Genomic DNA, 25,968 nt, shown 5'->3' on the forward strand with positions numbered 1-25,968 from the left:
TAGCGTGAGCATGGATATTAGCGATTTTTATCAGACATTTTTTGATGAAGCTGACGAGCTGTTGGCTGATATGGAGCAGCATCTGCTGGATTTGGTGCCGGAATCCCCGGACGCTGAACAACTGAACGCCATTTTTCGCGCGGCGCACTCCATTAAAGGCGGCGCGGGCACATTCGGCTTCACTATTCTGCAGGAAACCACACATTTAATGGAAAACCTGCTGGATGAAGCCCGACGCGGTGAAATGCAGCTCAATACCGACATTATCAACCTGTTTTTGGAAACGAAAGATATTATGCAGGAACAGCTCGACGCCTATAAAAACTCCGAAGAGCCGGATGCCGCAAGCTTCGAATATATCTGCAATGCGCTACGCCAGTTGGCGCTGGAGGCGAAAGGCGAAACCACGCCGGCGGTCGTAGAAACCGCGGCACTAAGCGCGGCGATCCAGGAAGAGAGCGTAGCCGAAACCGAATCGCCTCGTGACGAGAGTAAACTGCGCATTGTACTTTCACGGTTGAAAGCCAATGAGGTCGATCTGCTTGAAGAAGAGTTGGGCAATCTGGCTACTCTGACGGATGTCGTTAAGGGAACGGATTCACTGTCGGCAACTCTGGATGGCAGCGTCGCGGAAGATGACATTGTCGCGGTGCTCTGTTTTGTCATCGAGGCCGATCAGATCGCTTTTGAAAAAGTGGTCGCCGCGCCCGTGGAAAAAGTGCAAGAGAAAACCGAGGTAGCGCCGGTAGCGTCTCCGGCAGTCGTTGCGCCAGCCGCCAAAAGCGCGGCGCATGAACATCATGCGGGGCGTGAAAAACCTGCGCGTGAACGCGAATCCACCAGTATTCGCGTGGCGGTAGAGAAAGTAGATCAGCTCATAAACCTGGTCGGCGAGTTAGTGATTACCCAGTCAATGTTGGCCCAGCGTTCTAACGAGCTGGACCCGGTAAACCACGGCGATCTCATTACCAGTATGGGTCAGTTACAACGTAACGCCCGCGACTTACAAGAGTCGGTGATGTCGATTCGCATGATGCCTATGGAGTATGTCTTCAGCCGTTTCCCGCGTCTGGTACGCGATTTAGCGGGCAAACTGGGCAAGCAGGTAGAGTTGACGCTGGTGGGGAGCTCCACTGAACTTGATAAAAGCCTGATCGAACGCATTATCGACCCGCTGACGCACCTGGTGCGCAACAGTCTCGACCACGGGATTGAAATGCCGGAAAAACGCCTTGAGGCGGGGAAAAATGTTGTCGGCAACCTGATTCTTTCCGCAGAACATCAGGGCGGGAATATTTGTATTGAAGTGACCGATGACGGCGCGGGGCTTAACCGTGAGCGTATCCTGGCGAAGGCCATGTCGCAGGGGATGGCGGTGAATGAAAACATGACCGACGATGAAGTAGGCATGTTGATCTTCGCGCCGGGATTCTCAACTGCGGAACAGGTCACGGATGTCTCCGGTCGCGGCGTTGGCATGGATGTGGTGAAACGTAACATTCAGGAGATGGGCGGTCACGTTGAGATCCAGTCAAAACAAGGCTCCGGCACCACGATTCGTATTCTGCTGCCGCTGACGCTGGCCATCCTCGATGGGATGTCGGTTCGCGTGGCGGGGGAAGTTTTTATCCTGCCGTTAAATGCGGTGATGGAGTCGCTGCAACCGCGTGAAGAGGATCTTCATCCGCTGGCGGGCGGCGAACGGGTTCTGGAAGTTCGCGGCGAGTATTTGCCGCTGGTCGAATTGTGGAAAGTGTTTGACGTGGACGGGGCGAAAACCGAAGCCACGCAGGGCATTGTTGTGATCCTGCAAAGCGCGGGACGCCGTTACGCGCTGCTGGTCGATCAGCTCATCGGTCAGCACCAGGTGGTGGTCAAAAATCTGGAAAGCAATTATCGCAAGGTACCGGGGATTTCCGCCGCGACGATCCTGGGCGACGGCAGCGTCGCGCTGATTGTTGATGTTTCCGCATTGCAGGGTTTAAACCGCGAACAACGTATGGCGATCACAGCCGCCTGATTGAGTGAGAAGGGAATAATATGACCGGTATGAGTAATGTAAGCAAACTGGCCGGCGAGCCGTCAGGTCAGGAATTCCTGGTGTTTACACTGGGAAATGAAGAGTACGGCATCGATATCCTGAAAGTACAGGAGATCCGTGGCTATGACCAGGTGACGCGCATCGCCAATACACCGGCCTTTATAAAAGGGGTGACTAACCTGCGCGGCGTGATTGTCCCCATTGTCGATCTGCGCGTGAAATTCTGCGAAGGCGACGTTGAGTACGATGACAATACGGTAGTGATCGTACTGAATCTGGGGCAACGCGTCGTCGGGATAGTGGTAGACGGCGTGTCTGACGTACTGTCGTTAACGGCGGAACAGATCCGTCCGGCGCCAGAATTTGCCGTGACCCTGTCAACAGAATATTTGACGGGATTGGGCGCGCTCGGCGAGCGTATGCTGATTCTGGTGAATATCGAAAAACTGCTTAACAGCGAAGAGATGGCGCTGCTGGATATCGCAGCATCACACGTCGCGTAATAACGTTGCCGGATGGCGTCGCGCCATCCGGCAATATTCACCGTTATGCTTCCTCCAGCGGTGAGAGTGCCTATTCATCGCCCGCGCCCAGCCCCTGCATTTTGCGCCGACATCGCCGCTGCGACGCTGTTATTGTCAATATCGTCTTCCGGAACAACGTATTTCCTTTTTGCAAAAGTAAAGTTATCACCGCAGGTGCCGATAACGTTGATAACTCGTTATCAGGAAGGTGCCTTATGTTTAACCGTATCCGCGTTGTCACAATGCTGATGATGGTGCTGGGGGTTTTCGCACTGCTACAGCTTGTTTCCGGTGGTTTGCTGTTTTCTTCATTACAGCATAACCAGCAAGGTTTTGTTATTTCTAACGAATTACGTCAGCAACAAAGCGAACTCACGTCGACATGGGACTTAATGCTGCAAACGCGCATTAACCTGAGCCGCTCCGCCGCACGCATGATGATGGACGCTTCTAACCAGCAGAGCAGCGCCAAAACGGATTTACTCCAGAATGCAAAAACGACCCTCGCACAGGCGGCGGCGCACTACGCCAATTTCAAAAACATGACGCCATTGCCAGCGATGGCGGAGGCCAGCGCGAACGTCGATGAAAAATATCAGCGCTATCAGGCCGCATTAGCCGAACTTATTCAGTTTCTGGACAATGGCAATATGGATGCCTACTTCGCCCAGCCAACCCAGGGAATGCAAAACGCGTTGGGCGAGGCGCTGGGCAATTACGCCCGGGTGAGCGAAAACCTGTACCGCCAGACATTTGATCAAAGCGCTCATGACTACCGTTTTGCGCAATGGCAACTGGGGGGGCTTGCGGTCGTGCTGGTGCTGATTTTGATGGTGGTTTGGTTCGGCATTCGTCATGCCTTGCTTAACCCATTAGCGCGAGTGATTACTCATATCCGTGAAATTGCCAGCGGCGATCTGACGAAAACGCTCACCGTCTCAGGACGTAATGAAATTGGCGAACTGGCGGGAACGGTTGAACATATGCAACGCTCGCTGATTGACACCGTGACGCAGGTTCGTGAAGGTTCGGATGCGATTTATTCCGGCACCAGTGAAATTGCCGCCGGTAATACCGACCTCTCTTCCCGTACCGAACAACAAGCCTCCGCTCTGGAGGAGACGGCGGCCAGCATGGAACAACTGACGGCCACCGTGAAGCAAAACGCCGATAATGCCCGTCAGGCTTCGCAACTGGCGCAAAGCGCCTCCGAGACCGCGCGTCATGGCGGCAAAGTGGTCGACGGCGTAGTAAACACTATGCACGAAATTGCCGACAGTTCGAAAAAAATCGCTGACATTATCAGCGTTATCGACGGTATTGCCTTCCAGACTAACATTCTGGCGCTGAACGCGGCGGTAGAAGCGGCGCGCGCGGGAGAGCAGGGGCGCGGTTTTGCGGTCGTGGCAGGCGAGGTGCGTAATCTGGCCAGCCGCAGCGCCCAGGCGGCGAAAGAAATAAAAGCGTTGATTGAAGATTCCGTCTCGCGTGTCGATACCGGTTCAGTGCTGGTGGAAAGCGCCGGGGAAACCATGACTGACATCGTCAATGCCGTTACGCGCGTCACGGATATCATGGGCGAAATCGCCTCCGCTTCGGATGAGCAAAGCCGGGGTATCGATCAGGTCGCTTTGGCCGTTTCCGAAATGGATCGCGTAACGCAACAGAACGCCTCGCTGGTTCAGGAATCCGCAGCGGCCGCCGCCGCGCTGGAAGAGCAGGCCAGCCGTCTGACCCAGGCGGTATCGGCTTTCCGCCTGGCATCGCGACCGCTGGCGGTAAATAAACCTGAGATGCGTTTATCAGTGGACGCTCAGTCCGGCAATACGCCGCGGCCCTTAGCCGCCGGGGATGATGCGAACTGGGAAACCTTCTGATCGATGTGCGCTGTGTGCTGTCGGTTATCGATTAATTTGCGAACCCGCCGATCTCTTTCGTCTGGTTCGCATAGATAAAAGCAAAAAATGTGTAATACGGGAAGCATGGCGCTGCCGCAGGGCGCGCCCGTTGTACTTTGAATGTGATTAAGAAGGCGCTATGACATCATCTCTGCCCTCCGGGCAAACGTCAGTATTGTTACAGATGACACAGCGCCTCGCGCTGTCCGACGCGCATTTTCGTCGGATATGTCAATTAATCTACCAGCGTGCAGGGATCGTGCTGGCCGACCATAAGCGGGATATGGTTTATAACCGCCTGGTCCGTCGGCTGCGTGCCCTGGGACTGGATGATTTTGGCCGTTATCTCAGTATGCTGGAGGCTAATCAAAACAGCGCTGAGTGGCAGGCTTTTATCAACGCTCTGACTACCAACCTGACCGCTTTTTTTCGCGAGGCGCACCATTTTCCCATCCTTGCGGAACATGCGCGTCGCCGCCACGGCGAGTACCGCGTCTGGAGTGCGGCGGCATCGACAGGAGAAGAACCTTACAGTATCGCCATTACGCTGGCGGATGCGTTGGGGATGGCCCCCGGTCGCTGGAAAGTATTCGCCAGCGATATTGATACTGAAGTGCTGGAAAAAGCGAGAAGCGGTATTTATCGCCTCAGCGAACTGAAAACGTTATCGCCGCAGCAGCTACAACGTTACTTCATGCGCGGTACGGGGCCGCATGAAGGACTGGTGCGCGTGCGTCAGGAACTGGCCAGTTATGTTGAATTTTCCTCCGTTAATTTGTTGGAAAAGCAGTACAACGTACCCGGTCCCTTTGACGCGATTTTTTGCCGTAACGTCATGATCTATTTTGATAAAACGACTCAGGAGGACATTCTGCGCCGTTTTGTTCCACTCCTTAAACCTGACGGACTGTTGTTTGCCGGTCACTCAGAAAACTTTAGCAACCTCGTGCGCGAGTTTAGCCTGCGCGGACAGACGGTGTATGCGCTAAGTAAGGATAAAGCATGAGTAAAATCAGGGTATTGTCAGTTGATGATTCCGCGCTAATGCGCCAAATCATGACTGAAATTATTAATAGCCATAGCGATATGGAGATGGTGGCGACTGCGCCGGACCCGTTGGTCGCCAGGGATCTCATCAAAAAATTTAATCCGGACGTATTGACCCTGGACGTTGAGATGCCGCGTATGGACGGCCTCGATTTTCTGGAAAAACTGATGCGCCTGCGACCGATGCCGGTGGTGATGGTCTCTTCGCTGACCGGGAAAGGTTCCGAAGTGACGCTACGGGCGCTGGAGTTGGGGGCCATCGATTTTGTCACTAAACCGCAGCTTGGCATTCGTGAAGGTATGCTGGCGTATAGCGAGATGATCGCCGAAAAAGTGCGTACCGCCGCGCGGGCCCGCATCGCCGCACATAAACCGATGGCGGCCCCGACAACCTTAAAAGCCGGTCCGCTGCTCAGTTCGGAAAAACTGATTGCTATCGGCGCTTCAACGGGCGGTACTGAAGCTATCCGACATGTGCTGCAACCGCTGCCGCTTTCCAGTCCGGCAGTGATTATTACGCAGCATATGCCGCCTGGCTTTACCCGCTCATTTGCCGAGCGTCTGAATAAACTCTGTCAAATCAGCGTGAAGGAGGCGGAGGACGGCGAACGCGTATTGCCAGGTCATGCCTACATTGCGCCCGGCGACAAGCATATGGAGCTGGCGCGTAGCGGGGCGAATTATCAAATCAAAATTCATGATGGCCCGCCGGTAAACCGACATCGGCCTTCCGTGGATGTGCTGTTTCATTCGGTGGCGAAACACGCGGGGCGCAACGCCGTAGGCGTCATTCTTACGGGGATGGGCAACGATGGCGCCGCTGGAATGTTAGCGATGTACCAGGCTGGCGCCTGGACCATTGCGCAAAACGAAGCAAGTTGTGTGGTGTTCGGCATGCCGCGCGAGGCCATCAATATGGGTGGCGTAAGCGAAGTGGTCGATCTTAGCCAGGTAAGCCAGCAGATGCTGGCGAAAATCAGTGCCGGACAGGCGATACGTATTTGAACCAGGAGTAGTATTTTATGGCGGATAAAGAGCTTAAATTTTTGGTTGTGGATGACTTTTCGACCATGCGTCGTATCGTGCGCAACCTCTTAAAAGAGCTTGGATTTAACAATGTGGAAGAGGCCGAAGACGGCGTCGACGCACTGAACAAGCTCCAGGCGGGCGGCTTTGGTTTTATTATCTCCGACTGGAACATGCCGAACATGGATGGCCTGGAGCTGCTGAAAACCATTCGCGCCGATAGCGCCATGTCGGCGTTACCCGTGTTGATGGTCACGGCGGAAGCCAAAAAAGAGAATATTATCGCCGCCGCACAGGCTGGCGCCAGCGGTTATGTCGTAAAACCGTTCACCGCAGCGACTCTGGAAGAGAAGCTCAACAAAATCTTTGAGAAACTGGGCATGTGAGGATGCGATGATGATGCAACCATCTATCAAGCCTGCTGATGAAGGCTCAGCAGGAGACATCATTGCGCGCATCGGTAGTCTGACCCGAATGCTGCGCGACAGCCTGCGTGAACTGGGGCTGGACCAGGCGATTGCCGAAGCGGCGGAGGCGATCCCTGATGCGCGCGACCGTCTGGATTACGTCGTCCAGATGACGGCGCAGGCGGCGGAACGCGCGCTAAACAGTGTCGAAGCTTCGCAGCCGCATCAGGATGCGATGGAAAAAGAGGCGAAAGCGCTAACCCAACGTTGGGACGAGTGGTTTGACAATCCGATCGAGCTTTCCGACGCCCGTGAACTGGTGACGGATACGCGCCAGTTTCTCAGGGATGTCCCGGGCCATACTAGTTTTACTAACGCGCAACTGCTGGACATCATGATGGCGCAGGATTTCCAGGATCTGACGGGTCAGGTGATCAAACGCATGATGGACGTGATTCAGGAGATTGAGCGCCAGTTGTTAATGGTGCTGCTGGAAAACATCCCGGAACAGAGCGCGCGACCAAAACGCGAGAACGAAAGCTTACTCAACGGCCCGCAGGTGGATACCTCGAAAGCTGGCGTCGTCGCCAGTCAGGATCAGGTGGACGACCTGCTGGACAGTCTTGGCTTTTAAGCTTTTTTGACCTGATGGCGCTGCGCTTATCGGGTCCGAATCCGTCAACCCGGCCGGATACGATACTTTCTTATCGTATCCGGCTATCTCTATTAACGCCATAAACCCCGCCTTTTTTACCGCTTACTCTGCCCATTGGCGTAAAGCGGTTCTGGCATCATTCTCGCTTATCAATCTATCCAGGGTTTGCTGCGTGGCAGAAGAGAGCGACGACGACAAAACAGAAGCTCCCACACCCCACCGACTTGAAAAAGCGCGGGAAGAAGGGCAGATCCCCCGTTCCAGAGAACTGACCTCACTGCTGATATTGCTGGTGGGCGTTTGTATTATTTGGTTCGGCGGCGAGTCGTTAGCGCGGCAGCTGGCGGGAATGCTCTCAGCAGGCCTGCACTTCGATCACCGTATGGTGAACGATCCTAACCTGATCCTGGGGCAGATAATTTTGCTGATTAAAGCGGCGATGATGGCACTGCTACCGCTCATCGCGGGCGTGGTGCTGGTGGCGCTTATCTCGCCGGTTATGCTTGGCGGCCTGATTTTTAGCGGTAAGTCGCTACAGCCAAAATTTTCTAAATTAAACCCGCTGCCGGGAATTAAGCGCATGTTTTCGGCGCAGACCGGCGCGGAACTGCTAAAAGCGGTGTTGAAATCCACGCTGGTCGGCTGCGTTACCGGCTTTTATCTCTGGCATCACTGGCCGCAAATGATGCGCCTGATGGCGGAGTCGCCGATCGTCGCAATGGGGAATGCGCTGGATCTGGTTGGACTCTGCGCGTTACTGGTGGTACTGGGCGTGATTCCGATGGTGGGATTTGACGTGTTTTTCCAGATCTTTAGCCACCTGAAAAAATTACGCATGTCGCGGCAGGACATTCGCGACGAATTTAAAGAGAGCGAAGGCGATCCGCATGTTAAGGGCAAAATTCGCCAGATGCAACGCGCCGCCGCGCAGCGCCGCATGATGGAAGATGTGCCGAAAGCGGACGTCATTGTCACTAACCCGACGCACTATTCCGTGGCGCTGCAGTATGACGAAAACAAAATGAGCGCGCCGAAAGTGGTCGCGAAGGGGGCTGGATTAATAGCGCTACGCATTCGCGAGATCGGCGCTGAACATCGGGTTCCCACTTTAGAAGCGCCGCCGCTGGCGCGGGCATTATATCGCCACGCCGAAATCGGTCAGCAAATTCCCGGGCAGTTATATGCTGCCGTTGCGGAAGTGTTGGCCTGGGTCTGGCAGCTTAAACGCTGGCGGCTTGCTGGCGGGCAACGTCCTCCACAACCTGAGAACCTTCCGGTGCCAGAAGCGCTGGATTTTATGAACGAGAAGAATACTGATGGCTAATCTGGTCGCGATGCTGCGCCTGCCCAGCAACCTGAAATCGACGCAATGGCAAATTCTTGCCGGGCCGATCCTCATTCTGCTGATTTTGTCGATGATGGTGCTGCCGCTGCCTGCTTTTATCCTCGACTTATTGTTTACCTTTAATATTGCGCTATCGATCATGGTGCTGCTGGTGGCGATGTTTACCCAGCGCACTCTGGATTTTGCCGCGTTTCCGACCATCCTGCTGTTTACCACGCTACTGCGTCTGGCGCTTAACGTAGCCTCAACGCGCATTATTTTGATGGAAGGGCATACCGGCGCGGCGGCGGCGGGAAAGGTAGTGGAGGCGTTCGGTCATTTCCTGGTCGGCGGTAACTTCGCGATCGGGATTGTGGTTTTTATCATCCTCGTCATTATCAACTTCATGGTCATCACCAAAGGCGCCGGACGTATTGCCGAAGTCGGCGCGCGCTTTGTGCTGGACGGTATGCCCGGCAAGCAAATGGCGATTGACGCCGATCTTAATGCCGGTCTGATTGGTGAAGACGAGGCCAAAAAACGGCGTTCGGAAGTCACTCAGGAAGCCGACTTCTACGGCTCGATGGACGGGGCAAGTAAATTTGTACGCGGCGACGCCATCGCCGGTATTCTCATCATGGTCATTAACGTGGTCGGCGGGCTGCTGGTCGGCGTATTGCAGCACGGAATGAGCATGGGCAGCGCGGCGGAAAGCTACACCCTGCTGACCATTGGCGACGGCCTGGTCGCCCAGATCCCGGCGCTGGTTATCTCCACGGCGGCGGGCGTCATTGTGACCCGCGTCAGTACCGATCAGGATGTAGGCGAGCAGATGGTTGGCCAACTGTTCAGTAATCCAAGGGTGATGCTGCTGGCGGCGGCGGTGCTGGGGCTGCTTGGCATGGTGCCAGGAATGCCTAACCTGGTATTTTTACTTTTTACCGCCGCTTTGCTCGGCCTGGCATGGTGGCTGCGCGGGCGTGAAGAAAAAGCGCCAGAGGAGCCGCAGCCGGTAAAAATGCCGGAAAATAACTCGGTGGTCGAAGCCACCTGGAATGACGTACAGCTTGAGGATTCACTGGGAATGGAAGTGGGTTACCGCCTGATCCCGATGGTGGATTTTCAACAGGATGGCGAATTGCTCGGACGTATTCGCAGCATTCGTAAAAAATTCGCGCAGGATATGGGGTTCCTGCCGCCGGTGGTCCATATTCGCGACAATATGGATTTACAGCCTGCGCGCTATCGTATTTTGATGAAAGGGGTAGAGATTGGCAGCGGGGACGCCTATCCGGGACGTTGGCTGGCTATTAACCCCGGCACGGCGGCGGGAACGCTACCGGGCGAGAAAACCGTCGATCCAGCTTTTGGCCTTGATGCCATCTGGATTGAAAGCGCCCTGAAAGAGCAGGCGCAAATTCAGGGCTTTACCGTTGTTGAAGCCAGTACCGTTGTGGCGACGCACCTTAACCACTTGATTGGCCAATTCTCCGCCGAACTGTTTGGCCGCCAGGAAGCGCAGCAACTGTTGGATCGTGTCTCTCAGGAGATGCCTAAACTCACGGAAGATCTGGTCCCCGGCGTCGTGACCCTCACGACTTTACACAAAGTCCTGCAAAACTTACTGGCGGAAAAAGTCCCGATTCGCGATATGCGCACCATTCTGGAAACGCTGGCGGAACATGCGCCGTTACAAAGCGATCCGCATGAATTAACCGCCGTGGTACGCGTGGCATTAGGACGAGCGATTACGCAACAGTGGTTCCCCGGTAATGAAGAAGTGCAGGTGATTGGCCTGGATACCGCGCTGGAGCGTTTGCTGCTTCAGGCATTGCAGGGCGGCGGCGGTCTTGAGCCTGGGTTGGCGGCTCGCCTGCTGGCGCAGACGCAAGAGGCGCTTTCTCGCCAGGAAATGCTTGGCGCGCCGCCGGTATTACTGGTTAACCATGCGCTACGTCCATTATTGTCCCGCTTTTTGCGGCGCAGTTTACCGCAGCTGGTGGTGTTGTCGAACCTTGAGCTTTCCGATAACCGTCATATCCGCATGACGGCGACCATTGGAGGAAAATAATGCGTAAATGGCTGGCGTTGTTGCTCTTTCCCCTGACGGTTCAGGCCGCAGGCGAAGGCGCGTGGCAGGATAGTGGTATGGGTGTAACCTTAAATTACCGGGGTGTTTCCGCATCGTCTTCGCCATTGTCGGCGCGTCAGCCGGTTTCCGGTGTGATGACGCTGGTCGCCTGGCGTTATGAACTGAATGGCCCGACCCCCGCAGGATTACGGGTACGTTTATGTTCCCAGTCCCGTTGCGTAGAACTTGATGGTCAGAGTGGCACGACCCACGGTTTTGCTCATGTTCCCGCAGTCGAGCCGCTCCGCTTTGTCTGGGAAGTCCCCGGCGGCGGCCGACTTATCCCGGCGTTAAAAGTGCGGAGCAATCAGGTGATTGTGAACTACCGCTAACCGCCCCTTTCTTTGCCAGGTAACAGACCTGACTCTCTTTTTGAATAAATAGAAACGCCGTTTTATAAAATGGTGAGGTAGGTTGCCGAACTCTTTGCGTTTTTGCCATTTACGCTCTGGCAATGGCAGAAACAAAAAGGTTTCCGCCCAGCTTAGCTTTTACTGTAGCGAATCGACTGCGTCGGCGGTAAAACTGCACGCAGCACTGAATTCGACATTACACAGAGGTTAAGCAAATGATGGTTTATCCAGTCAAACACAGTCCGCTATTGCGTCAGCCTGAGCATTTTATCGCCAGAGATGAACTAAAAGCCCTGGTGCAAAAGGTGACGCATAACCTGGTCAATATTAAAGATGAGACAGGCGAATTTTTATTGCGACTGGACGACGGACGCGTGATCGATACTAAAGGCTGGGCCGGATGGGAGTGGACGCACGGCGTGGGCCTGTACGGAATGTATCACTATTACCAACAGACCGGCGACCAGACGATGCGTAAGATCATTGATGACTGGTTTGCCGATCGTTTTGCGGAAGGCGCGACGACGAAAAACGTTAATACGATGGCGCCGTTTTTAACGTTGGCGTATCGCTATGAAGAGACGCGTAATCCAGCGTATTTACCGTGGCTGGAAACGTGGGCCGAATGGGCGATGAATGAAATGCCCCGAACCGATCACGGCGGAATGCAGCACATCACGCTGGCGGAGGAAAATCATCAGCAGATGTGGGACGACACGCTAATGATGACGGTGCTGCCGCTGGCGAAAATCGGTAAGCTGTTGAACCGGCCGGAATATGTGGAAGAGGCAACCTATCAGTTCCTGCTACACGTGCAGAATTTGATGGATAAAGAGACGGGGCTGTGGTTCCACGGCTGGAGCTATGACGGTCATCATAACTTCGCTAACGCTCGCTGGGCGCGCGGCAACAGCTGGCTGACCATTGTGATCCCGGATTTTCTTGAACTGCTGGACTTGCCGGAAAATAATGCCGTGCGCCGTTATCTGGTCCAGGTACTGAATGCGCAGATCGCCGCGCTGGCGAAATGTCAGGATGAAAGCGGTTTGTGGCATACGCTGCTTGACGATCCGCACTCTTATCTTGAGGCGTCGGCGACGGCGGGTTTTGCCTACGGTATTCTTAAAGCGGTGCGCAAACGCTATGTCGAACGGCACTATGCGCAGGTGGCGGAAAAAGCTATTCGGGGGATAGTGAAACATATCTCGCCGGAAGGTGAACTGCTGCAAACGTCATTTGGCACTGGCATGGGCCACGATCTCGATTTTTACCGTCATATTCCGTTGACCTCTATGCCTTACGGGCAGGCGATGGCAATGCTGTGTTTGACGGAATATCTGCGTAACTATTTCTGATGTATGCAGATATTCCGGGCGTATCCTTGTCTGATGGCGCTTTGCTTATTTGACTATGGCGCCTGACCCGACTGTGTGGTATCAGCCTGTGGATCAAACAGGTGGTCAAGGATTTTTCGCATGATGGGCGCGGCGGTAACGCCGTCGCTTCCGCCGTTTTCCAGAATCAAGGCAATAGCGACCTTAGGGTTTTTATACGGTGCAAAAGCGGTATAAAACACATGATCGCGCAGGCGAATGGGGATCATTTTCGCGTTGTAGGTCTGATTTTCTTTCAGGCTAAACACCTGCGACGTGCCGCTTTTGGCCGCAATGCCGTAGGGCGCGGTGTGAAAGAACTTATAGCCCGTTCCGTTGGGTGCATTCGCCATGCCATACATCGCCTGACGCACCAGTCCCCAGTATGGCGACGCCGGATCGGCTATCTGTGCCGGTGTTCCTGAAGGACGATACGGAACCACCGTTTTGCCGCTCTCTTCATTGAGTAACAGGTGAGGGGCAATCACCTTACCGTTGTTGATGAGCGCCACCATCGCTTTAACCATCTGGATGGGGGTGGCAATCCAGTAGCCCTGGCCGATGCCGACAGAGATGGTATCGCCCTGATACCAGGCTTTTTTATGGACCCGCTGTTTCCATGCGCGGCTGGGAAGCAGCCCGTCATACTCTTCATTAAGGTCGATACCCGTCGGTTTGCCATAGCCGAACTGAGACAACATCGTGTCGATACGGTCAATACCCATCATATAAGCGACCTGATAGAAAAAGGTATCCGCAGATTCCTCAATCGCTTTAGTGACATCCAGCATACCGTGTCCGGTTTTTTTCCAGTCCCGGTAATGCCGCTGCGTGCCGGGAAGCGTCCAGGTTGGCGCGCCAAAGAAGGTGGTTTGCGGCGTAATAATCCCGCATAACAGCGCGGACATCGCCATATAGGGTTTAACCGTTGACGCCGGGGGATAAAGCCCTTGCGTCACGCGGTTGATCAGCGGCAGATTTTTATCGTGCAGCAGTTTGCCGTAATCCTGATAGCTAATGCCTTTTACAAAGGGGTTCGGATCGTAGCTGGGCATAGATACCATCGCCAGCACTGAACCATCGTGTGGATCTTCAACCAGTACGGCAGCACGCTGCCCGGCCAGCAAACTTTCAATGTACTCTTGTAAATGGAGATCCAGCGTCAGGTGAATGTTCTTACCCGCGATGGGAGGAACGTCTTTCAGCAGGCGGACAATACGCCCGTGATTATCCACCTCGACCTCCTGATAACCGGTTTTGCCATGAAGATCGTTTTCGTAGTAACGCTCAATCCCCTGTTTACCGATGTTATGGTCCGCCGCGTAATTCTCTGCCAGCCCTTTTTTATCCAGCGCTTTAAGGTCGTTATCGTTTATCTTTGACACGTAACCGAGAACATGCGCCAGCTCCGCGCCGTAAGGATACTGCCGATCCTGATAGCTATTGATCGTGACGCCGTTGAAATGAAACTGATTGACCGCAAAGCGTGCGATTTCAACATCCGTTAGCGCGTTTTTGAGCACTACCGGACGATAGCGGCTACTGGATTTTAGCGCGCGGCGAAAGTTGGCGATATCGTCGGGGGAGAGATCAACAATAGGGGTGAGCTGTTTTAGCAGCGCATCCATATCGGCAATTTTATAGGGCGTAACCGCGATATCATACCAGGTTACGTTACGCACCAGCGGAATGCCGTTGCGATCGTAAATGATGCCGCGCGTGGGCGCGACGGGTAGCATCTTGATATCGTTCTCATTCGAACGGGTGGTGTAGTAGTGGTGCTGGCGGATTTGCAAGTTATAGAGGTTGAAGATCAGGATACCAAAGCAGACAACCACTACACCAAACGCCACAATCACACGTCTCAGGAAGAGTTTCTCTTCCGCATCAAAGTCTTTAAAAGTCATTACCTGTACCTGAACAATCCGCCGCCTAATGATACGGGGCGGTCAGCGCCAGCACAGGTAAAAGATGTTCCATCTCTCTATAGAAATGTGTCATTCCTTGTGATTTGTTACAGATATACCGCTGTGGCAATAAAAAGGCCTGAGTCCGTTACCCGGAGTCAGGCCTGATGATGTTAACGACGGCGCGTTTACATGCGTTCTACGGTTTCGATACCCAACGTATCCAGACCCAGTTTCAGCGTCTTCGCCGTCAGTTGCGCCAGTTTTAGGCGGCTATTGCGAACCGCGTCATTCTCGGCGCTGAGAATAGGGCAGTGCTCGTAGAAGCCGGAGAACAGCCCGGCGACGTCATACAGATACGAGCACATGACGTGCGGCGTACCTTCACGCGCGACCACCGTCAGGGTTTCTTCAAACTGCAGCAGACGGGCAGCGAGTTGCGCTTCGCGATCTTCGCTAATGATAACCGGCGCGCTCGCCAGCGCCTGCTCGTCGATGTCCGCTTTACGGAAAACAGACAGCACACGCGTATAGGCATACTGCATATAAGGAGCTGTATTGCCTTCGAAAGCCAACATATTATCCCAGTCGAAGATATAGTCAGTGGTGCGGTTTTTTGACAGATCGGCGTATTTCACCGCGCCAATACCGACGGCGTTAGCCAGTTTTTCCAGCTCGTCAGCCGGCATATCCGGGTTCTTCTCCGCCACCAGACGACGCGCGCGCTCCAGCGCCTCATCCAGCAGGTCCGCCAGTTTCACCGTACCGCCCGCGCGAGTTTTAAACGGTTTACCGTCTTTACCCAACATCATGCCGAACATGTGGTGTTCCAGCGGAACGGAATCCGGTACATAACCGGCTTTGCGCACAATGGTCCAGGCTTGCATCAGGTGCTGGTGCTGACGGGAGTCAATGTAGTAGAGCACGCGGTCGGCGTGCAGCGTTTCGTAACGGTATTTGGCGCAGGCGATATCGGTAGTGGTATACAGATAACCGCCATCTTTCTTCTGAATAATGACGCCCATCGGGTCGCCTTCCTTGTTTTTAAACTCATCAAGGAAAACCACCGTTGCGCCTTCGCTTTCAACCGCCAGGCCTTTGGCTTTCAGATCGGCGACAATGCCCGGCAGCATCGGATTATACAGACTTTCGCCCATCACATCGTCACGCGTCAGAGTGACGTTCAGGCGATCATAGGTGATCTGGTTTTGCGTCATCGTGATATCAACCAGCTTACGCCACATCTCACGGAAATAGGTATCACCGCTCTGCAATTTGACGACGTAGTTACGCGCGCGCTCGGCAAACGCTTCATCTTCGTCATAATGCTTTTTCGCATCGCGGTAAAATCCTTCGAGATCCGCCAGCGCCATGTCGCCCGCGTTTTCCTGCTGCTGTTTTTCCAGCCAGGCGATAAGCATACCGAACTGGGTGCCCCAGTCGCCGACGTGGTTAGCGCGAATAACATGATGGCCCAGAAACTCCAGCGTGCGTACTGCCGCATCGCCGATAATCGTGGAGCGTAGATGACCGACGTGCATCTCTTTCGCGACGTTGGGCGCGGAGTAGTCGACGACAATCGTCTGACGAGTCGGCTGAGAAACGCCCAGACGATCGGAGGCCAGCGCCTGTTGCACCTGTTCAGCGAGAAAAGCCGGTTCGAGGAAAATATTGATAAAGCCAGGGCCGGCGATTTCAACCTTGCTGGCGATGCCGCTGAGATCCAGATGAGTCAGCACCTGCTCTGCAAGTTGTCGGGGGGCCATACCCAGTTTTTTCGCAACTGCCATCATGCCGTTGGCCTGATAGTCGCCGAACTGAACTTTGGCTGACTGACGAACCTGGGGCTCGCAATCTGCAGGCGCGCCTGCAGCAATCATGGCCTGACTAACTTTTTCTGAGAGAAGAGCCTGAATATTCACCGGAATACCTTACGTTTATGAAGCGGGCTGTATTGCCCGCGCCAGTTTAAGAATTAGGGCGGGAGTATACTGCAAATGCCCGTTGGCGTCAGCATTGCGCGAGCGGCGCGTCGCCTGAAATATACGCAACAATAATCTGCATAAGCATTCAATAAACGCCCAATCAAATCAAAGGTTGGTTGCCGGGGCGCAACAGCGTAAATTAGCGGTTTTCACAGCAAGAAGAGCGTCCTGATATGGCGAACTGGCAACACATTGATGAACTGCATGATATTTCCGCAGATTTACCGCGATTCACTCTGGCGTTCAGAGAACTTTCCACTCGCCTTGGTCTGCAGATTAGCACCCTTGAGGCCGATCACATTTCATTGCGCTGTCACCAGAATACGACGGCGGAGCGTTGGCGTCGCGGTTTTGAACAATGCGGCGAGCTACTGTCGGAAAATATCATCAACGGCAGGCCGATTTGTCTGTTTAAACTGCATGAACCGGTATGTGTGGAACACTGGCGGTTTTTTGTTATTGAATTACCGTGGCCGGGAGAAAAACGCTATCCACACGAAGGGTGGGAGCATATTGAAATCGTGCTGCCCGGCGAGCCGGAGACCTTGAACGCGAGGGCCCTGGCGTTGTTGTCGGATGAGGGGCTTAGTCAGCCGGGGATCGTGGTTAAAACCAGTTCGCCACAGGGCGAGCATGAACGTTTGCCAAACCCTACGCTGGCTGTGACCGATGGCCGCGTCACGGTAAAATTTCATCCATGGTCGATTGAAGCGATTGTCGCCAGCGAACAGGCGGCCCATTAACCTGCCGAACGGAGTGAATATGGCGTTACTTGAGATCTGTTGTTACAGCATGGAATGCGCGCTCACCGCGCAGCGAAACGGCGCGGATCGTATCGAACTGTGCGCCGCGCCGAAAGAAGGCGGGCTTACGCCTTCGCTGGGCGTCTTACGCAGCGTGCGCGAGCATATTACGATTCCCGTACATCCGATTATTCGTCCTCGCGGCGGGGATTTTTATTACACTGACGGCGAATTTGCCGCCATGCTGGAAGATATTCGCCTCGTCAGAGAGTTGGGTTTTCCCGGGCTGGTGACTGGCGTGTTGACCGTTGATGGGGATGTCGATATGTCGCGAATGGAAAAAATAATGGCGGCGGCCGGGCCGCTGGCGGTGACATTCCACCGCGCCTTCGATATGTGCGCTAATCCCTTCAATGCGCTAAAGAATCTGGCTGACGCAGGCGTAGCAAGAGTACTGACTTCCGGACAAAAAGCCGATGCGGCGCAAGGTTTATCAATAATTATGGAACTTATTGCCCAGGGGGATGCTCCAACCATTATGGCTGGTGCGGGGGTTCGTGCAAATAACCTGCAGAATTTCCTCGATGCCGGAGTACGGGAAGTACACAGTTCCGCCGGAGTCTTACTGCCTTCGCCGATGCGCTATCGCAATCAGGGGTTATCGATGTCTGCCGATATACAGGCGGACGAGTATTCTCGCTATAGAGTAGAGGGTGCGGCGGTCGCTGAAATGAAAGGAATCATTGTTCGCCATCAGGCCAAATGATTTTTACCGTTGCATCATGTCGCCCAATATGATGCTTGCTCGTACCAGGCCCCTGCCAATTCAACAGGGGCCTTTTTTTCTCCTTCATATTTCAAGCCGCAGCAGCGTTGGCCGCCTCGCGCACCCCGGTCACGTAACTACCTACGTTCCCGGGGATTTGCTGCGTTGCCGCCTTGCTGCAACTTGAACTATTTTGGAGAAACGGTGCTATACGTAACGATCATTCGACAATCCATCACGGTTTACGCGCAATCAGCACCGCGCGCTGCGGGGCGGGATAGCCTTCCACCGTCTTGCTGCGATCGTTCGGGTCAAGAAAATCGGCCAGCGACTCGGTAACCATCCATTCGGTACGGCGCTGCTCTTCGGTGGTAGTGACGCAGACATCGGCGATACGCACGTCAATAAAGCCGCATTTTTCCAGCCATTTTTTTAATGCCGGCGCGGAAGGAATAAAATAGACGTTACGCATCTGCGCGTAGCGGTCACCCGGCACCAGTACGGTATTTTCGTCGCCGTCGATGACCAGCGTTTCCAGTACCAGTTCACCCTCGTTGACCAACTGATCTTTTAACTGCCACAGATGTTCCAGCGGCGAGCGACGGTGATAAAGCACCCCCATCGAGAAGACGGTATCAAATGCTTTCAGCGCCGGGAGTTGTTCAATGCCCAACGGCAGCAGATGCGCGCGCTGATCGTTACCCAACAGTTTACGCACCGCCTCAAACTGGCAGAGGAAAAGCTGTGTAGGATCGATGCCGACCGCCAGATGTGCGCCCGCGCCAATCATCCGCCACAGGTGATAGCCGCTGCCGCAGCCGACATCAAGGATCGTCCGGCCGGTTAAATCTGACAGATGCGGCAGTACGCGATCCCACTTCCAGTCTGAGCGCCATTCGGTATCAATATCTACGCCATAAAGCGAGAACGGGCCTTTACGCCACGGCATCAGATTACGCAGCAATGTATCAATACGCTTTAGCTGACCTTCGCTGAGCGGCGTTTCGCTTTCCGCCGTGACGCTGTGCAGTAAATCCAGCCGCCAGGGCGTCATTTCCGGTAAAAATTCTACCGCGTTCGACCACTGTTTAAACAAGCCATGCTGCTGCTCGCGTTGCCAGGCGGCAATCTGCGCGGGCAATGTTTCCAGCCAGTGGGAGAGATGATTTTTAGCAATGAGCTGATAAAAATTACCAAACTCGATCATGCGGCAACTCCGGCTTTTAACGCGACAAGCGACCCGAAATTAAAGCACTGGAACCACAGTTCACTGTGTTCGAAACCCGCCTTACGCAGGCGCGCTTTATGTGTTTCCACCGAGTCGGTGAGCATCACGTTTTCCAGCATACTGCGCTTCTGGCTGATCTCCAGTTCGCTGTACCCATTCGCGCGTTTAAAATCGTGGTGCATGTTGAATAACAGCTCGCCCACTTTCGCGTCTTCAAAGCTAAATTTTTCCGACAGTACCAGCGCGCCGCCGGGATTCAACCCCAGGTAAATCTTATCCAGCAATGCCTGGCGTTCGGCAGGTTCAAGGAATTGCAGGGTAAAATTCAGCACCACCATCGAGGCGTTTTCAATAGTGATATCGCGGATATCGCCTTCAACGACTTCAACCGGCGTAGGCGCTTTATACGCATCAATATGACGGCGGCAGCGTTCAATCATGGCCGGGGAGTTATCGACGGCGATAATGCGACAATGCTCATGGCGGATATTACGCCGAACAGACAGCGTCGCGGCGCCCAGCGAGCAGCCCAGATCGTAGACCTGCGTGTTCGGCTGCACAAAGCGTTCAGCCAACATGCCGATCATGGAGATGATGTTGGAGTAGCCTGGTACCGAACGCTGAATCATGTCGGGGAAAACTTCGGCTACTCGTTCATCAAAAGTCCAGTCGCCGAGACGGGCGATAGGCGCAGAAAAAAGCGTGTCGCGGTGAGACATAACGTATACATCCGGGAAAAATAAAGGCGCATATTGTGCGCTAATACAGGGAGAAAACCAACTCCCAGGGCATATACCACAGGTTTGCCAGCACCATCAGCAACAATGCGCACCAGGTCGCGCTCATCCCCGCCCGCCGCCAGCGGAACAGGCGGTGGTGAAAACCGTAATAATGCATCAGCCGACCGGCGATTAAAATGATGCCGCAGATATGCACCATCCACGTTTCGGCGCCGTTCATTTCCATAAACAGCAGCAGCACCAGCGCGACAGGAATATATTCCACCGCGTTGCCATGAATACGGATGGCGCTTTGCAATTCGCTAAAACCGCCGTCGCCATAGGCGACACGGTACTGCATTCGCAAGCGAACGACATTAAAAGAGAACTTCATTAATAATAACGCACCCAAAACGGCATACAGCGCGCTTACCATACAAACTCCCTTTTAAAATGGCTGATGGCACTGTCTATGATAGGGGGCATTTTCAGAAAAGAGAAGATTGCTGTGGAATGGACGGAGCAGTGCCGATTTCCGGTAAGACGCTGCGTAAATCATGCCAAAGCGTATTCACCAGTTCCGGCGCCTGCGCGATATCCGGAGTATGTAAAAACAGAAAAGGCGTGGTGGTCTGCCGCCACTGCGGGAGTTTCTGCAACCAGGCGGCGAAAAACTCACGGTTTTGCGCCATATTATCGCTACCGATAAAACGCACCATCGGATGGCTGGCCGTCACGACCGCATGTACCGGGACTTTGGGTTTTTTTCGCTGCGCGTCGCGGACGGCTTCGCTGTGGGGATGGGCGGCATGTACCGGACGACTATCCAGGATCACGCGGTTTACGCCGCGCGCGTGTAACCCGCGATTGAGCCGCTGTTCATCCTCACCTTTGTCAAAAAAACACCGATGACGAACTTCTACGCCATAGGTAAACGTGGCGGGGAGCGCATCAAGAAACTGCCATAAGGCGGGGAGATCGCGCGGTCCAAAGGTGGCGGGCAGCTGCAGCCAGTATTGGCCAATACGCGTTTCCAGCGGCGCCAGGCGGGTAAAAAACGCCTGTACCAGATCGTCGCAATGGCGCAGCGCGGCCTGGTGAGAAATGGTGGCGGGAAATTTAAAGCAAAAACGGAAATCGTCCGTAGTTTGCGCATACCAGCGATCGACAATTTCCGCTTTCGGCAGCGCGTAAAGCGTGGTGTTGCCCTCCACGCAGTTAAAGTGGCGGGCATACTCTTCCAGACTGGTGATGCCGAGCCGCGCCCATTTCGGGTGCGACCATTGCGGCAAGCCAATGTAGATCATAAGGCGTTTAAAATATCCTCTACGCTGCGTACCCGGCCAATGCGCGGGAAAATATGCGTCATACTGCTCTGATGCTGCTCACTGCTGGCGGCGCTACAGGCATCTTCGGCAATAATAAGGTTAAATCCCAACTCCCAGGCGTTACGCGCTGTGGATTCGACGCCGATATTGGTTGAGATTCCGCACAATATGATGGTGTCGATACCCCGGCGGCGAAGCTGTAATTCCAGGTCGGTGCCGTAAAACGCGCCCCACTGGCGTTTAGTCACTTCCAGATCGCTGTCCTTTTTACCCAATGCCGTAGGCCAGGTCCACCAGTTTTCCGGCAACGCGTGCGCAGGCGTTGCGGCATCCACCGGCTGTTTTAACGCTTCGGCATAATCATCAGACCATCCAACGCGTACCATAACCACGGGCGAGCCGTTGGCGCGACACTTTTCCGCCAGCCGCGCGGCGCGGGCGACCACCTCATTTGCCGTATACGGGCCGCCGGCAAACGGAAGAATTCCTTCCTGTAAATCAATAACCACCAGGGCGGTTGTGGTCGCGTTGAGTTTCAGCATGATAATCACTCTCCTAAAAATAGCGGATTTCATTACACCTTAAGCGCGATTAAAGAGGAAAGCGGCGACAAATATTGTTAATTTTTGTGAGCATACGCAATACCCGCGTGAAAAAGCCGGGTACAGTCAGTATGAACCAGGCGTCGATACCGCATGAAACGGGCAAGTTATCGCTCCCATGCTGGATTGACTCTTATCGTGCGGCAGAATTTCCAGTATAATAGCCGCCTTTTTTCATCCAGTTGTGACATACAGCTAAAGCTGCGACTTCGTCGCCTGCATGGCAGGCAACAATCCGCCTGCGGCTAAGTTAAGGGATATCTCATGCGTACAGAATATTGCGGACAGCTACGTCTGTCCCACGTGGGGCAGCAGGTGACTCTGTGTGGTTGGGTCAACCGTCGTCGTGATCTTGGCAGCCTGATCTTTATCGATATGCGCGACCGCGAAGGTATTGTGCAGGTGTTCTTCGATCCGGATCGTGCGGACGCGTTAAAGCTGGCCTCTGAACTGCGTAATGAGTTCTGCATTCAGGTTACGGGCACCGTGCGTGCGCGTGACGCGAAAAACGTCAATGCGGATATGGCGACCGGCGAAATTGAAGTGCTGGCGTCCTCTCTCACTATCATCAACCGCGCAGACTCACTGCCGCTTGACGCTAACCACGTTAATACCGAAGAGGCGCGTCTCAAGTACCGCTATCTGGATTTGCGTCGTCCGGAAATGGCGCAGCGCCTGAAAACTCGCGCCAAAATTACCAGCCTGGTGCGTCGTTTTATGGACGATCACGGTTTCCTTGATATTGAAACGCCGATGCTGACCAAAGCCACGCCGGAAGGCGCGCGCGACTATCTGGTGCCTTCGCGCGTGCACAAAGGTAAATTCTACGCGCTGCCGCAGTCGCCGCAGCTGTTCAAACAGCTCCTGATGATGTCCGGTTTCGACCGTTACTATCAGATAGTCAAATGCTTCCGTGATGAAGACTTACGTGCTGACCGTCAGCCGGAGTTTACTCAGATCGACGTCGAGACCTCCTTCATGACCGCGCCACAGGTGCGCGAAGTGATGGAAGCGCTGGTGCGCCATTTGTGGCTGGAAGTGAAAGGCGTGGATCTGGGGGATTTCCCGGTCATGACGTTTGCCGAAGCGGAACGTCGCTACGGTTCCGACAAGCCAGACCTGCGTAACCCGATGGAACTGGTAGATGTCGCTGACCTGCTGAAATCGGTAGAGTTCGCGGTCTTCGCGGGCCCGGCTAACGATCCGAAAGGCCGCGTGGCAGCGCTGCGTGTGCCTGGCGGCGCACAGCTTAGCCGTAAGCAGATCGACGATTACGGTAACTTTGTTAAGATCTACGGCGCGAAAGGACTGGCGTATATCAAAGTTAACGAGCGCGCGAAAGGTCTGGACGGGATTAACAGTCCGGTGGCCAAGTTCCTGACCGCCGACATCGTCGAGGCTATCCTTGAACGTACCGGCGCGCAGGACGGCGACATGATCTTCTTCGGCGCAGATAACAAAAAAGTGGTTGCTGATGCGCTGGGCGCGCTGCGTCTGAAACTGGGCAAAGACCTGAGCCTGACCGACGAAGACAAATGGGCGCCGCTGTGGGTGATTGACTTCCCGATGTTCGAAGACGACGGCGAAGGCGGTCTGACCGCGATGCACCATCCGTTCACCGCCCCGCGTGACATGACGGCGTCTGAACTGAAAACTGCGCCGGAAGAAGCCGTCGCTAACGCTTACGATATGGTGATTAACGGCTATGAAGTGGGCGGCGGTTCGGTGCGTATTCACAACGGTGAAATGCAGCAAACCGTATTTGGTATTCTCGGTATCAATGAGCAGGAGCAGCGCGAGAAGTTCGGCTTCCTGTTGGATGCGTTGAAATACGGTACGCCGCCGCATGCGGGCCTGGCGTTTGGTCTGGACCGTCTGACCATGCTGTTGACCGGCACCGATAATATTCGTGATGTTATCGCCTTCCCGAAAACGACCGCCGCCGCGTGTCTGATGACCGAAGCGCCGAGTTTCGCCAACCAGGCAGCGTTGACGGAGTTGGGGATTCAGGTTGTAAAGAAAGCCGAGAATAACTGATATGAACAATGTACACGACATCATTCGCGTGATATCGCGGCGGCCCGCAGGGGCGAGTCTCATCCGTCACCCAACAGCCAACAACGAGGTCGCGTGAAGGATAAAGTGTACAAGCGCCCCGTTTCGGTCCTGGTGGTTATTTTCGCGCAGGATACGAAACGGGTGCTAATGTTGCAGCGACGCGATGACCCGGATTTTTGGCAGTCAGTGACTGGCAGCATAGAAGAAGGGGAGACCGCGTTGCAGGCCGCCGTACGTGAAGTCAAAGAGGAGGTCACGATTGATGTTGCGGCAGAGCAACTGACCTTAATCGACTGCCAACGTACGGTGGAGTTTGAAATTTTTTCACATTTACGTCATCGCTATGCGCCGGGCGTCATGCACAATACAGAATTCTGGTTCTGCCTTGCGTTACCGCATGAGCGGCAGGTGATATTCACTGAACATCTGACGTACCAGTGGCTTGATGCGCCTGACGCGGCGGCGCTTACCAAGTCCTGGAGTAACCGGCAAGCGATTGAAGAGTTTGTCATTAACGTCGCCTGAAAAGGCGCGCTTTTTTTGAGGAAATATTTATGGCAGGTCATAGTAAATGGGCCAACACCAGACATCGTAAAGCTGCGCAAGATGCCAAGCGCGGTAAAATCTTCACTAAAATTATTCGTGAACTGGTAACGGCAGCTAAATTGGGCGGCGGCGATCCGGATGCCAACCCGCGTCTGCGCGCGGCCGTAGATAAAGCGCTGGCCAACAACATGACCCGCGACACTCTGAACCGTGCCATCGCTCGCGGTGTGGGTGGTGATGAAGACTCAAACATGGAAACCATCATCTATGAAGGTTATGGTCCTGGCGGCACGGCCATTATGATTGAGTGTCTGAGTGACAACCGTAACCGTACCGTAGCGGAAGTGCGTCATGCTTTCAGCAAGTGCGGCGGTAATCTGGGTACCGATGGCTCAGTGGCGTACCTGTTCAGTAAGAAAGGGGTCATCTCCTTTGAGAAAGGCGATGAAGACACCATCATGGAAGCCGCTCTGGAAGCTGGCGCGGAAGATGTTGTGACCTATGATGATGGCGCGATTGATGTTTACACTGCCTGGGAAGAGATGGGCAAAGTGCGTGACGCGCTGGAAGCGGCGGGTCTGAAAGCGGACAGCGCCGAAGTGTCCATGATCCCGTCAACCAAAGCGGATATGGATGCGGAAACCGCGCCGAAACTGCTACGTCTGATCGATATGCTGGAAGACTGTGACGATGTTCAGGAAGTCTACCATAACGGTGAGATCTCTGATGAGGTGGCGGCGACCCTGTAATGGTGCTGTTAAACGCCGGCGGGTAGGGGGTATAGCGTGTCGATTATTCTCGGTATTGACCCCGGCTCGCGCATTACCGGTTATGGCGTTATCCGCCAGGTAGGCAGACAACTGACCTATCTGGGCAGCGGATGTATTCGCACCAAAGTCGATGATTTGCCGTCTCGTTTGAAGCTCATATACGCAGGCGTGACGGAAATCATCACGCAGTTCCAGCCGGACTATTTCGCTATCGAACAGGTGTTTATGGCGAAGAACGCCGATTCAGCCCTCAAGCTGGGACAGGCGCGCGGCGTCGCGATTGTCGCCGCGGTCAACCAGGAACTGCCCGTGTTTGAATACGCGGCGCGGCAGGTGAAACAAACCGTCGTCGGTATTGGTAGCGCGGAAAAAAGCCAGGTACAGCATATGGTTCGTACGTTGCTGAAGCTCCCCGCCAACCCGCAGGCCGATGCCGCGGATGCGCTGGCTATCGCCATTACGCATTGCCACGTCAGCCAGAACGCGATGCAAATGAGCGAGAACCGACTCAATCTGGCGCGGGGAAGGTTGCGCTAA

The 25,968-nt window shown here is 54.4% G+C and carries 24 protein-coding genes; 17 read left to right on the forward strand and 7 right to left on the reverse strand.

All coding sequences use genetic code 11. The features are described from left to right. Nucleotides 1-4 precede the first annotated feature (4 nt). From cheA to QEN32_RS09330, 11 genes are all read left to right on the forward strand, one after another. Nucleotides 5-2,020: a chemotaxis protein CheA gene (cheA, locus tag QEN32_RS09280; RefSeq protein ID WP_172496954.1), complete on the forward strand. Its 2,016-nt coding sequence runs from the start codon at nucleotides 5-7 to the stop codon at nucleotides 2,018-2,020. A 20-nt stretch (nucleotides 2,021-2,040) separates the two neighbouring features. Continuing rightward, a complete protein-coding gene (gene cheW, locus QEN32_RS09285) occupies nucleotides 2,041-2,544 on the forward strand; it encodes a chemotaxis protein CheW (RefSeq protein ID WP_000147295.1) in 504 nt (167 codons plus the stop codon). Between the two features lie 236 nt (nucleotides 2,545-2,780). Then, nucleotides 2,781-4,442, forward strand: a complete 1,662-nt coding sequence (gene tar / locus QEN32_RS09290; RefSeq protein ID WP_000483265.1) for a methyl-accepting chemotaxis protein II — start codon at nucleotides 2,781-2,783, stop codon at nucleotides 4,440-4,442. A 160-nt stretch (nucleotides 4,443-4,602) separates the two neighbouring features. Then, nucleotides 4,603-5,469 (forward strand): protein-glutamate O-methyltransferase CheR, encoded by an 867-nt coding sequence (gene cheR, locus QEN32_RS09295; protein WP_000204363.1) that lies wholly within the window; start codon nucleotides 4,603-4,605, stop codon nucleotides 5,467-5,469. Beyond that, the gene (gene cheB / locus QEN32_RS09300) at nucleotides 5,466-6,515 is read left to right on the forward strand and encodes a protein-glutamate methylesterase/protein glutamine deamidase (RefSeq protein ID WP_000036392.1); all 1,050 of its coding nucleotides are present in this window, start codon (nucleotides 5,466-5,468) and stop codon (nucleotides 6,513-6,515) included. Before cheR ends, cheB begins: the two co-directional genes overlap by 4 nt. Nucleotides 6,516-6,532: 17 nt before the next feature. Next, entirely contained in the window at nucleotides 6,533-6,922 is a 390-nt protein-coding gene (cheY, locus tag QEN32_RS09305; RefSeq protein WP_000763861.1) for a chemotaxis response regulator CheY, read from the forward strand. 10 nt (nucleotides 6,923-6,932) lie between these two features. Beyond that, on the forward strand, nucleotides 6,933-7,577 hold the full coding sequence (cheZ, locus tag QEN32_RS09310; RefSeq protein ID WP_000983586.1) for a protein phosphatase CheZ: 645 nt from the start codon (nucleotides 6,933-6,935) through the stop codon (nucleotides 7,575-7,577). 193 nt (nucleotides 7,578-7,770) lie between these two features. Continuing rightward, nucleotides 7,771-8,922 carry a flagellar biosynthesis protein FlhB gene (gene flhB / locus QEN32_RS09315; RefSeq protein WP_000797081.1) on the forward strand — a complete coding sequence of 384 codons (1,152 nt, stop codon included), beginning with the start codon at nucleotides 7,771-7,773 and terminating at the stop codon, nucleotides 8,920-8,922. Continuing rightward, nucleotides 8,915-10,993: a flagellar biosynthesis protein FlhA gene (flhA, locus tag QEN32_RS09320; protein ID WP_280144448.1), complete on the forward strand. Its 2,079-nt coding sequence runs from the start codon at nucleotides 8,915-8,917 to the stop codon at nucleotides 10,991-10,993. Before flhB ends, flhA begins: the two co-directional genes overlap by 8 nt. Continuing rightward, entirely contained in the window at nucleotides 10,993-11,385 is a 393-nt protein-coding gene (gene flhe / locus QEN32_RS09325; RefSeq protein ID WP_001233619.1) for a flagellar protein FlhE, read from the forward strand. Before flhA ends, flhe begins: the two co-directional genes overlap by 1 nt. Before the next feature lie 236 nt (nucleotides 11,386-11,621). After that, nucleotides 11,622-12,761, forward strand: coding sequence for a glycoside hydrolase family 105 protein (locus tag QEN32_RS09330; RefSeq protein ID WP_000989908.1), 1,140 nt, complete (start codon nucleotides 11,622-11,624; stop codon nucleotides 12,759-12,761). 53 nt (nucleotides 12,762-12,814) lie between these two features. On the opposite strand, the gene mrdA is transcribed toward QEN32_RS09330, so the two are convergent. Beyond that, complete coding sequence (gene mrdA / locus QEN32_RS09335; RefSeq protein WP_265322311.1) at nucleotides 12,815-14,686, reverse strand: penicillin-binding protein 2; 1,872 nt, start codon at nucleotides 14,684-14,686, stop codon at nucleotides 12,815-12,817. Between the two features lie 188 nt (nucleotides 14,687-14,874). Further along, nucleotides 14,875-16,608: an arginine--tRNA ligase gene (gene argS / locus QEN32_RS09340; RefSeq protein WP_076937173.1), complete on the reverse strand. Its 1,734-nt coding sequence runs from the start codon at nucleotides 16,606-16,608 to the stop codon at nucleotides 14,875-14,877. A 236-nt stretch (nucleotides 16,609-16,844) separates the two neighbouring features. On the opposite strand from argS, the gene QEN32_RS09345 reads away from it, so the two are divergent. Beyond that, nucleotides 16,845-17,414 carry a VOC family protein gene (locus tag QEN32_RS09345; RefSeq protein ID WP_197400559.1) on the forward strand — a complete coding sequence of 190 codons (570 nt, stop codon included), beginning with the start codon at nucleotides 16,845-16,847 and terminating at the stop codon, nucleotides 17,412-17,414. A 19-nt stretch (nucleotides 17,415-17,433) separates the two neighbouring features. Next, a complete protein-coding gene (gene cutC, locus QEN32_RS09350; protein ID WP_001185780.1) occupies nucleotides 17,434-18,180 on the forward strand; it encodes a copper homeostasis protein CutC in 747 nt (248 codons plus the stop codon). Between the two features lie 235 nt (nucleotides 18,181-18,415). Here cutC and cmoB read toward each other — a convergent pair whose 3' ends face one another. From cmoB to QEN32_RS09375, 5 genes are read right to left on the reverse strand one after another with little or no spacing between them, the layout of a single operon-like run. Further along, nucleotides 18,416-19,387 (reverse strand): tRNA 5-methoxyuridine(34)/uridine 5-oxyacetic acid(34) synthase CmoB, encoded by a 972-nt coding sequence (gene cmoB / locus QEN32_RS09355; RefSeq protein ID WP_000569034.1) that lies wholly within the window; start codon nucleotides 19,385-19,387, stop codon nucleotides 18,416-18,418. Continuing rightward, nucleotides 19,384-20,127 carry a carboxy-S-adenosyl-L-methionine synthase CmoA gene (gene cmoA / locus QEN32_RS09360; protein WP_000019607.1) on the reverse strand — a complete coding sequence of 248 codons (744 nt, stop codon included), beginning with the start codon at nucleotides 20,125-20,127 and terminating at the stop codon, nucleotides 19,384-19,386. Before cmoA ends, cmoB begins: the two co-directional genes overlap by 4 nt. Nucleotides 20,128-20,167: 40 nt before the next feature. After that, the gene (locus QEN32_RS09365) at nucleotides 20,168-20,563 is read right to left on the reverse strand and encodes an MAPEG family protein (RefSeq protein ID WP_000252975.1); all 396 of its coding nucleotides are present in this window, start codon (nucleotides 20,561-20,563) and stop codon (nucleotides 20,168-20,170) included. Nucleotides 20,564-20,615: 52 nt separating this feature from the next. After that, the gene (locus QEN32_RS09370) at nucleotides 20,616-21,434 is read right to left on the reverse strand and encodes a DUF72 domain-containing protein (RefSeq protein ID WP_280144449.1); all 819 of its coding nucleotides are present in this window, start codon (nucleotides 21,432-21,434) and stop codon (nucleotides 20,616-20,618) included. After that, nucleotides 21,431-21,997: a hydrolase gene (locus QEN32_RS09375; protein WP_000916144.1), complete on the reverse strand. Its 567-nt coding sequence runs from the start codon at nucleotides 21,995-21,997 to the stop codon at nucleotides 21,431-21,433. The genes QEN32_RS09370 and QEN32_RS09375 overlap by 4 nt, the downstream gene beginning before the upstream one ends. Nucleotides 21,998-22,321: 324 nt before the next feature. Between QEN32_RS09375 and aspS the strand changes: the two genes are divergently transcribed. The 4 genes from aspS (at nucleotide 22,322) to ruvC (ending at nucleotide 25,968) form a co-directional block, all read left to right on the forward strand. Further along, nucleotides 22,322-24,094 carry an aspartate--tRNA ligase gene (aspS, locus tag QEN32_RS09380; RefSeq protein WP_001258633.1) on the forward strand — a complete coding sequence of 591 codons (1,773 nt, stop codon included), beginning with the start codon at nucleotides 22,322-22,324 and terminating at the stop codon, nucleotides 24,092-24,094. A 93-nt stretch (nucleotides 24,095-24,187) separates the two neighbouring features. Then, complete coding sequence (nudB, locus tag QEN32_RS09385; protein ID WP_000653693.1) at nucleotides 24,188-24,640, forward strand: dihydroneopterin triphosphate diphosphatase; 453 nt, start codon at nucleotides 24,188-24,190, stop codon at nucleotides 24,638-24,640. A 29-nt stretch (nucleotides 24,641-24,669) separates the two neighbouring features. Continuing rightward, nucleotides 24,670-25,410 carry a YebC/PmpR family DNA-binding transcriptional regulator gene (locus tag QEN32_RS09390; RefSeq protein ID WP_000907242.1) on the forward strand — a complete coding sequence of 247 codons (741 nt, stop codon included), beginning with the start codon at nucleotides 24,670-24,672 and terminating at the stop codon, nucleotides 25,408-25,410. A gap of 36 nt (nucleotides 25,411-25,446) precedes the next feature. Next, nucleotides 25,447-25,968 carry a crossover junction endodeoxyribonuclease RuvC gene (gene ruvC / locus QEN32_RS09395; RefSeq protein WP_023203216.1) on the forward strand — a complete coding sequence of 174 codons (522 nt, stop codon included), beginning with the start codon at nucleotides 25,447-25,449 and terminating at the stop codon, nucleotides 25,966-25,968.

Source organism: Salmonella sp. SA14318 (assembly GCF_029866905.1).
Lineage (GTDB): Bacteria > Pseudomonadota > Gammaproteobacteria > Enterobacterales > Enterobacteriaceae > Salmonella > Salmonella enterica.

Coding starts and splice junctions, on each gene's coding strand:
- cheW (WP_000147295.1), top strand. CDS start 2,041: ATGACCGGTATGAGTAATGTAAGCAAACTGGCCGGCGAGCCGTCAGGT.
- tar (WP_000483265.1), top strand. CDS start 2,781: ATGTTTAACCGTATCCGCGTTGTCACAATGCTGATGATGGTGCTGGGG.
- cheR (WP_000204363.1), top strand. CDS start 4,603: ATGACATCATCTCTGCCCTCCGGGCAAACGTCAGTATTGTTACAGATG.
- cheB (WP_000036392.1), top strand. CDS start 5,466: ATGAGTAAAATCAGGGTATTGTCAGTTGATGATTCCGCGCTAATGCGC.
- cheY (WP_000763861.1), top strand. CDS start 6,533: ATGGCGGATAAAGAGCTTAAATTTTTGGTTGTGGATGACTTTTCGACC.
- cheZ (WP_000983586.1), top strand. CDS start 6,933: ATGATGCAACCATCTATCAAGCCTGCTGATGAAGGCTCAGCAGGAGAC.
- flhA (WP_280144448.1), top strand. CDS start 8,915: ATGGCTAATCTGGTCGCGATGCTGCGCCTGCCCAGCAACCTGAAATCG.
- flhe (WP_001233619.1), top strand. CDS start 10,993: ATGCGTAAATGGCTGGCGTTGTTGCTCTTTCCCCTGACGGTTCAGGCC.
- QEN32_RS09330 (WP_000989908.1), top strand. CDS start 11,622: ATGATGGTTTATCCAGTCAAACACAGTCCGCTATTGCGTCAGCCTGAG.
- mrdA (WP_265322311.1), bottom strand. CDS start 14,686: ATGACTTTTAAAGACTTTGATGCGGAAGAGAAACTCTTCCTGAGACGT.
- QEN32_RS09345 (WP_197400559.1), top strand. CDS start 16,845: ATGGCGAACTGGCAACACATTGATGAACTGCATGATATTTCCGCAGAT.
- cutC (WP_001185780.1), top strand. CDS start 17,434: ATGGCGTTACTTGAGATCTGTTGTTACAGCATGGAATGCGCGCTCACC.
- cmoB (WP_000569034.1), bottom strand. CDS start 19,387: ATGATCGAGTTTGGTAATTTTTATCAGCTCATTGCTAAAAATCATCTC.
- cmoA (WP_000019607.1), bottom strand. CDS start 20,127: ATGTCTCACCGCGACACGCTTTTTTCTGCGCCTATCGCCCGTCTCGGC.
- QEN32_RS09365 (WP_000252975.1), bottom strand. CDS start 20,563: ATGGTAAGCGCGCTGTATGCCGTTTTGGGTGCGTTATTATTAATGAAG.
- QEN32_RS09370 (WP_280144449.1), bottom strand. CDS start 21,434: ATGATCTACATTGGCTTGCCGCAATGGTCGCACCCGAAATGGGCGCGG.
- QEN32_RS09375 (WP_000916144.1), bottom strand. CDS start 21,997: ATGCTGAAACTCAACGCGACCACAACCGCCCTGGTGGTTATTGATTTA.
- aspS (WP_001258633.1), top strand. CDS start 22,322: ATGCGTACAGAATATTGCGGACAGCTACGTCTGTCCCACGTGGGGCAG.
- QEN32_RS09390 (WP_000907242.1), top strand. CDS start 24,670: ATGGCAGGTCATAGTAAATGGGCCAACACCAGACATCGTAAAGCTGCG.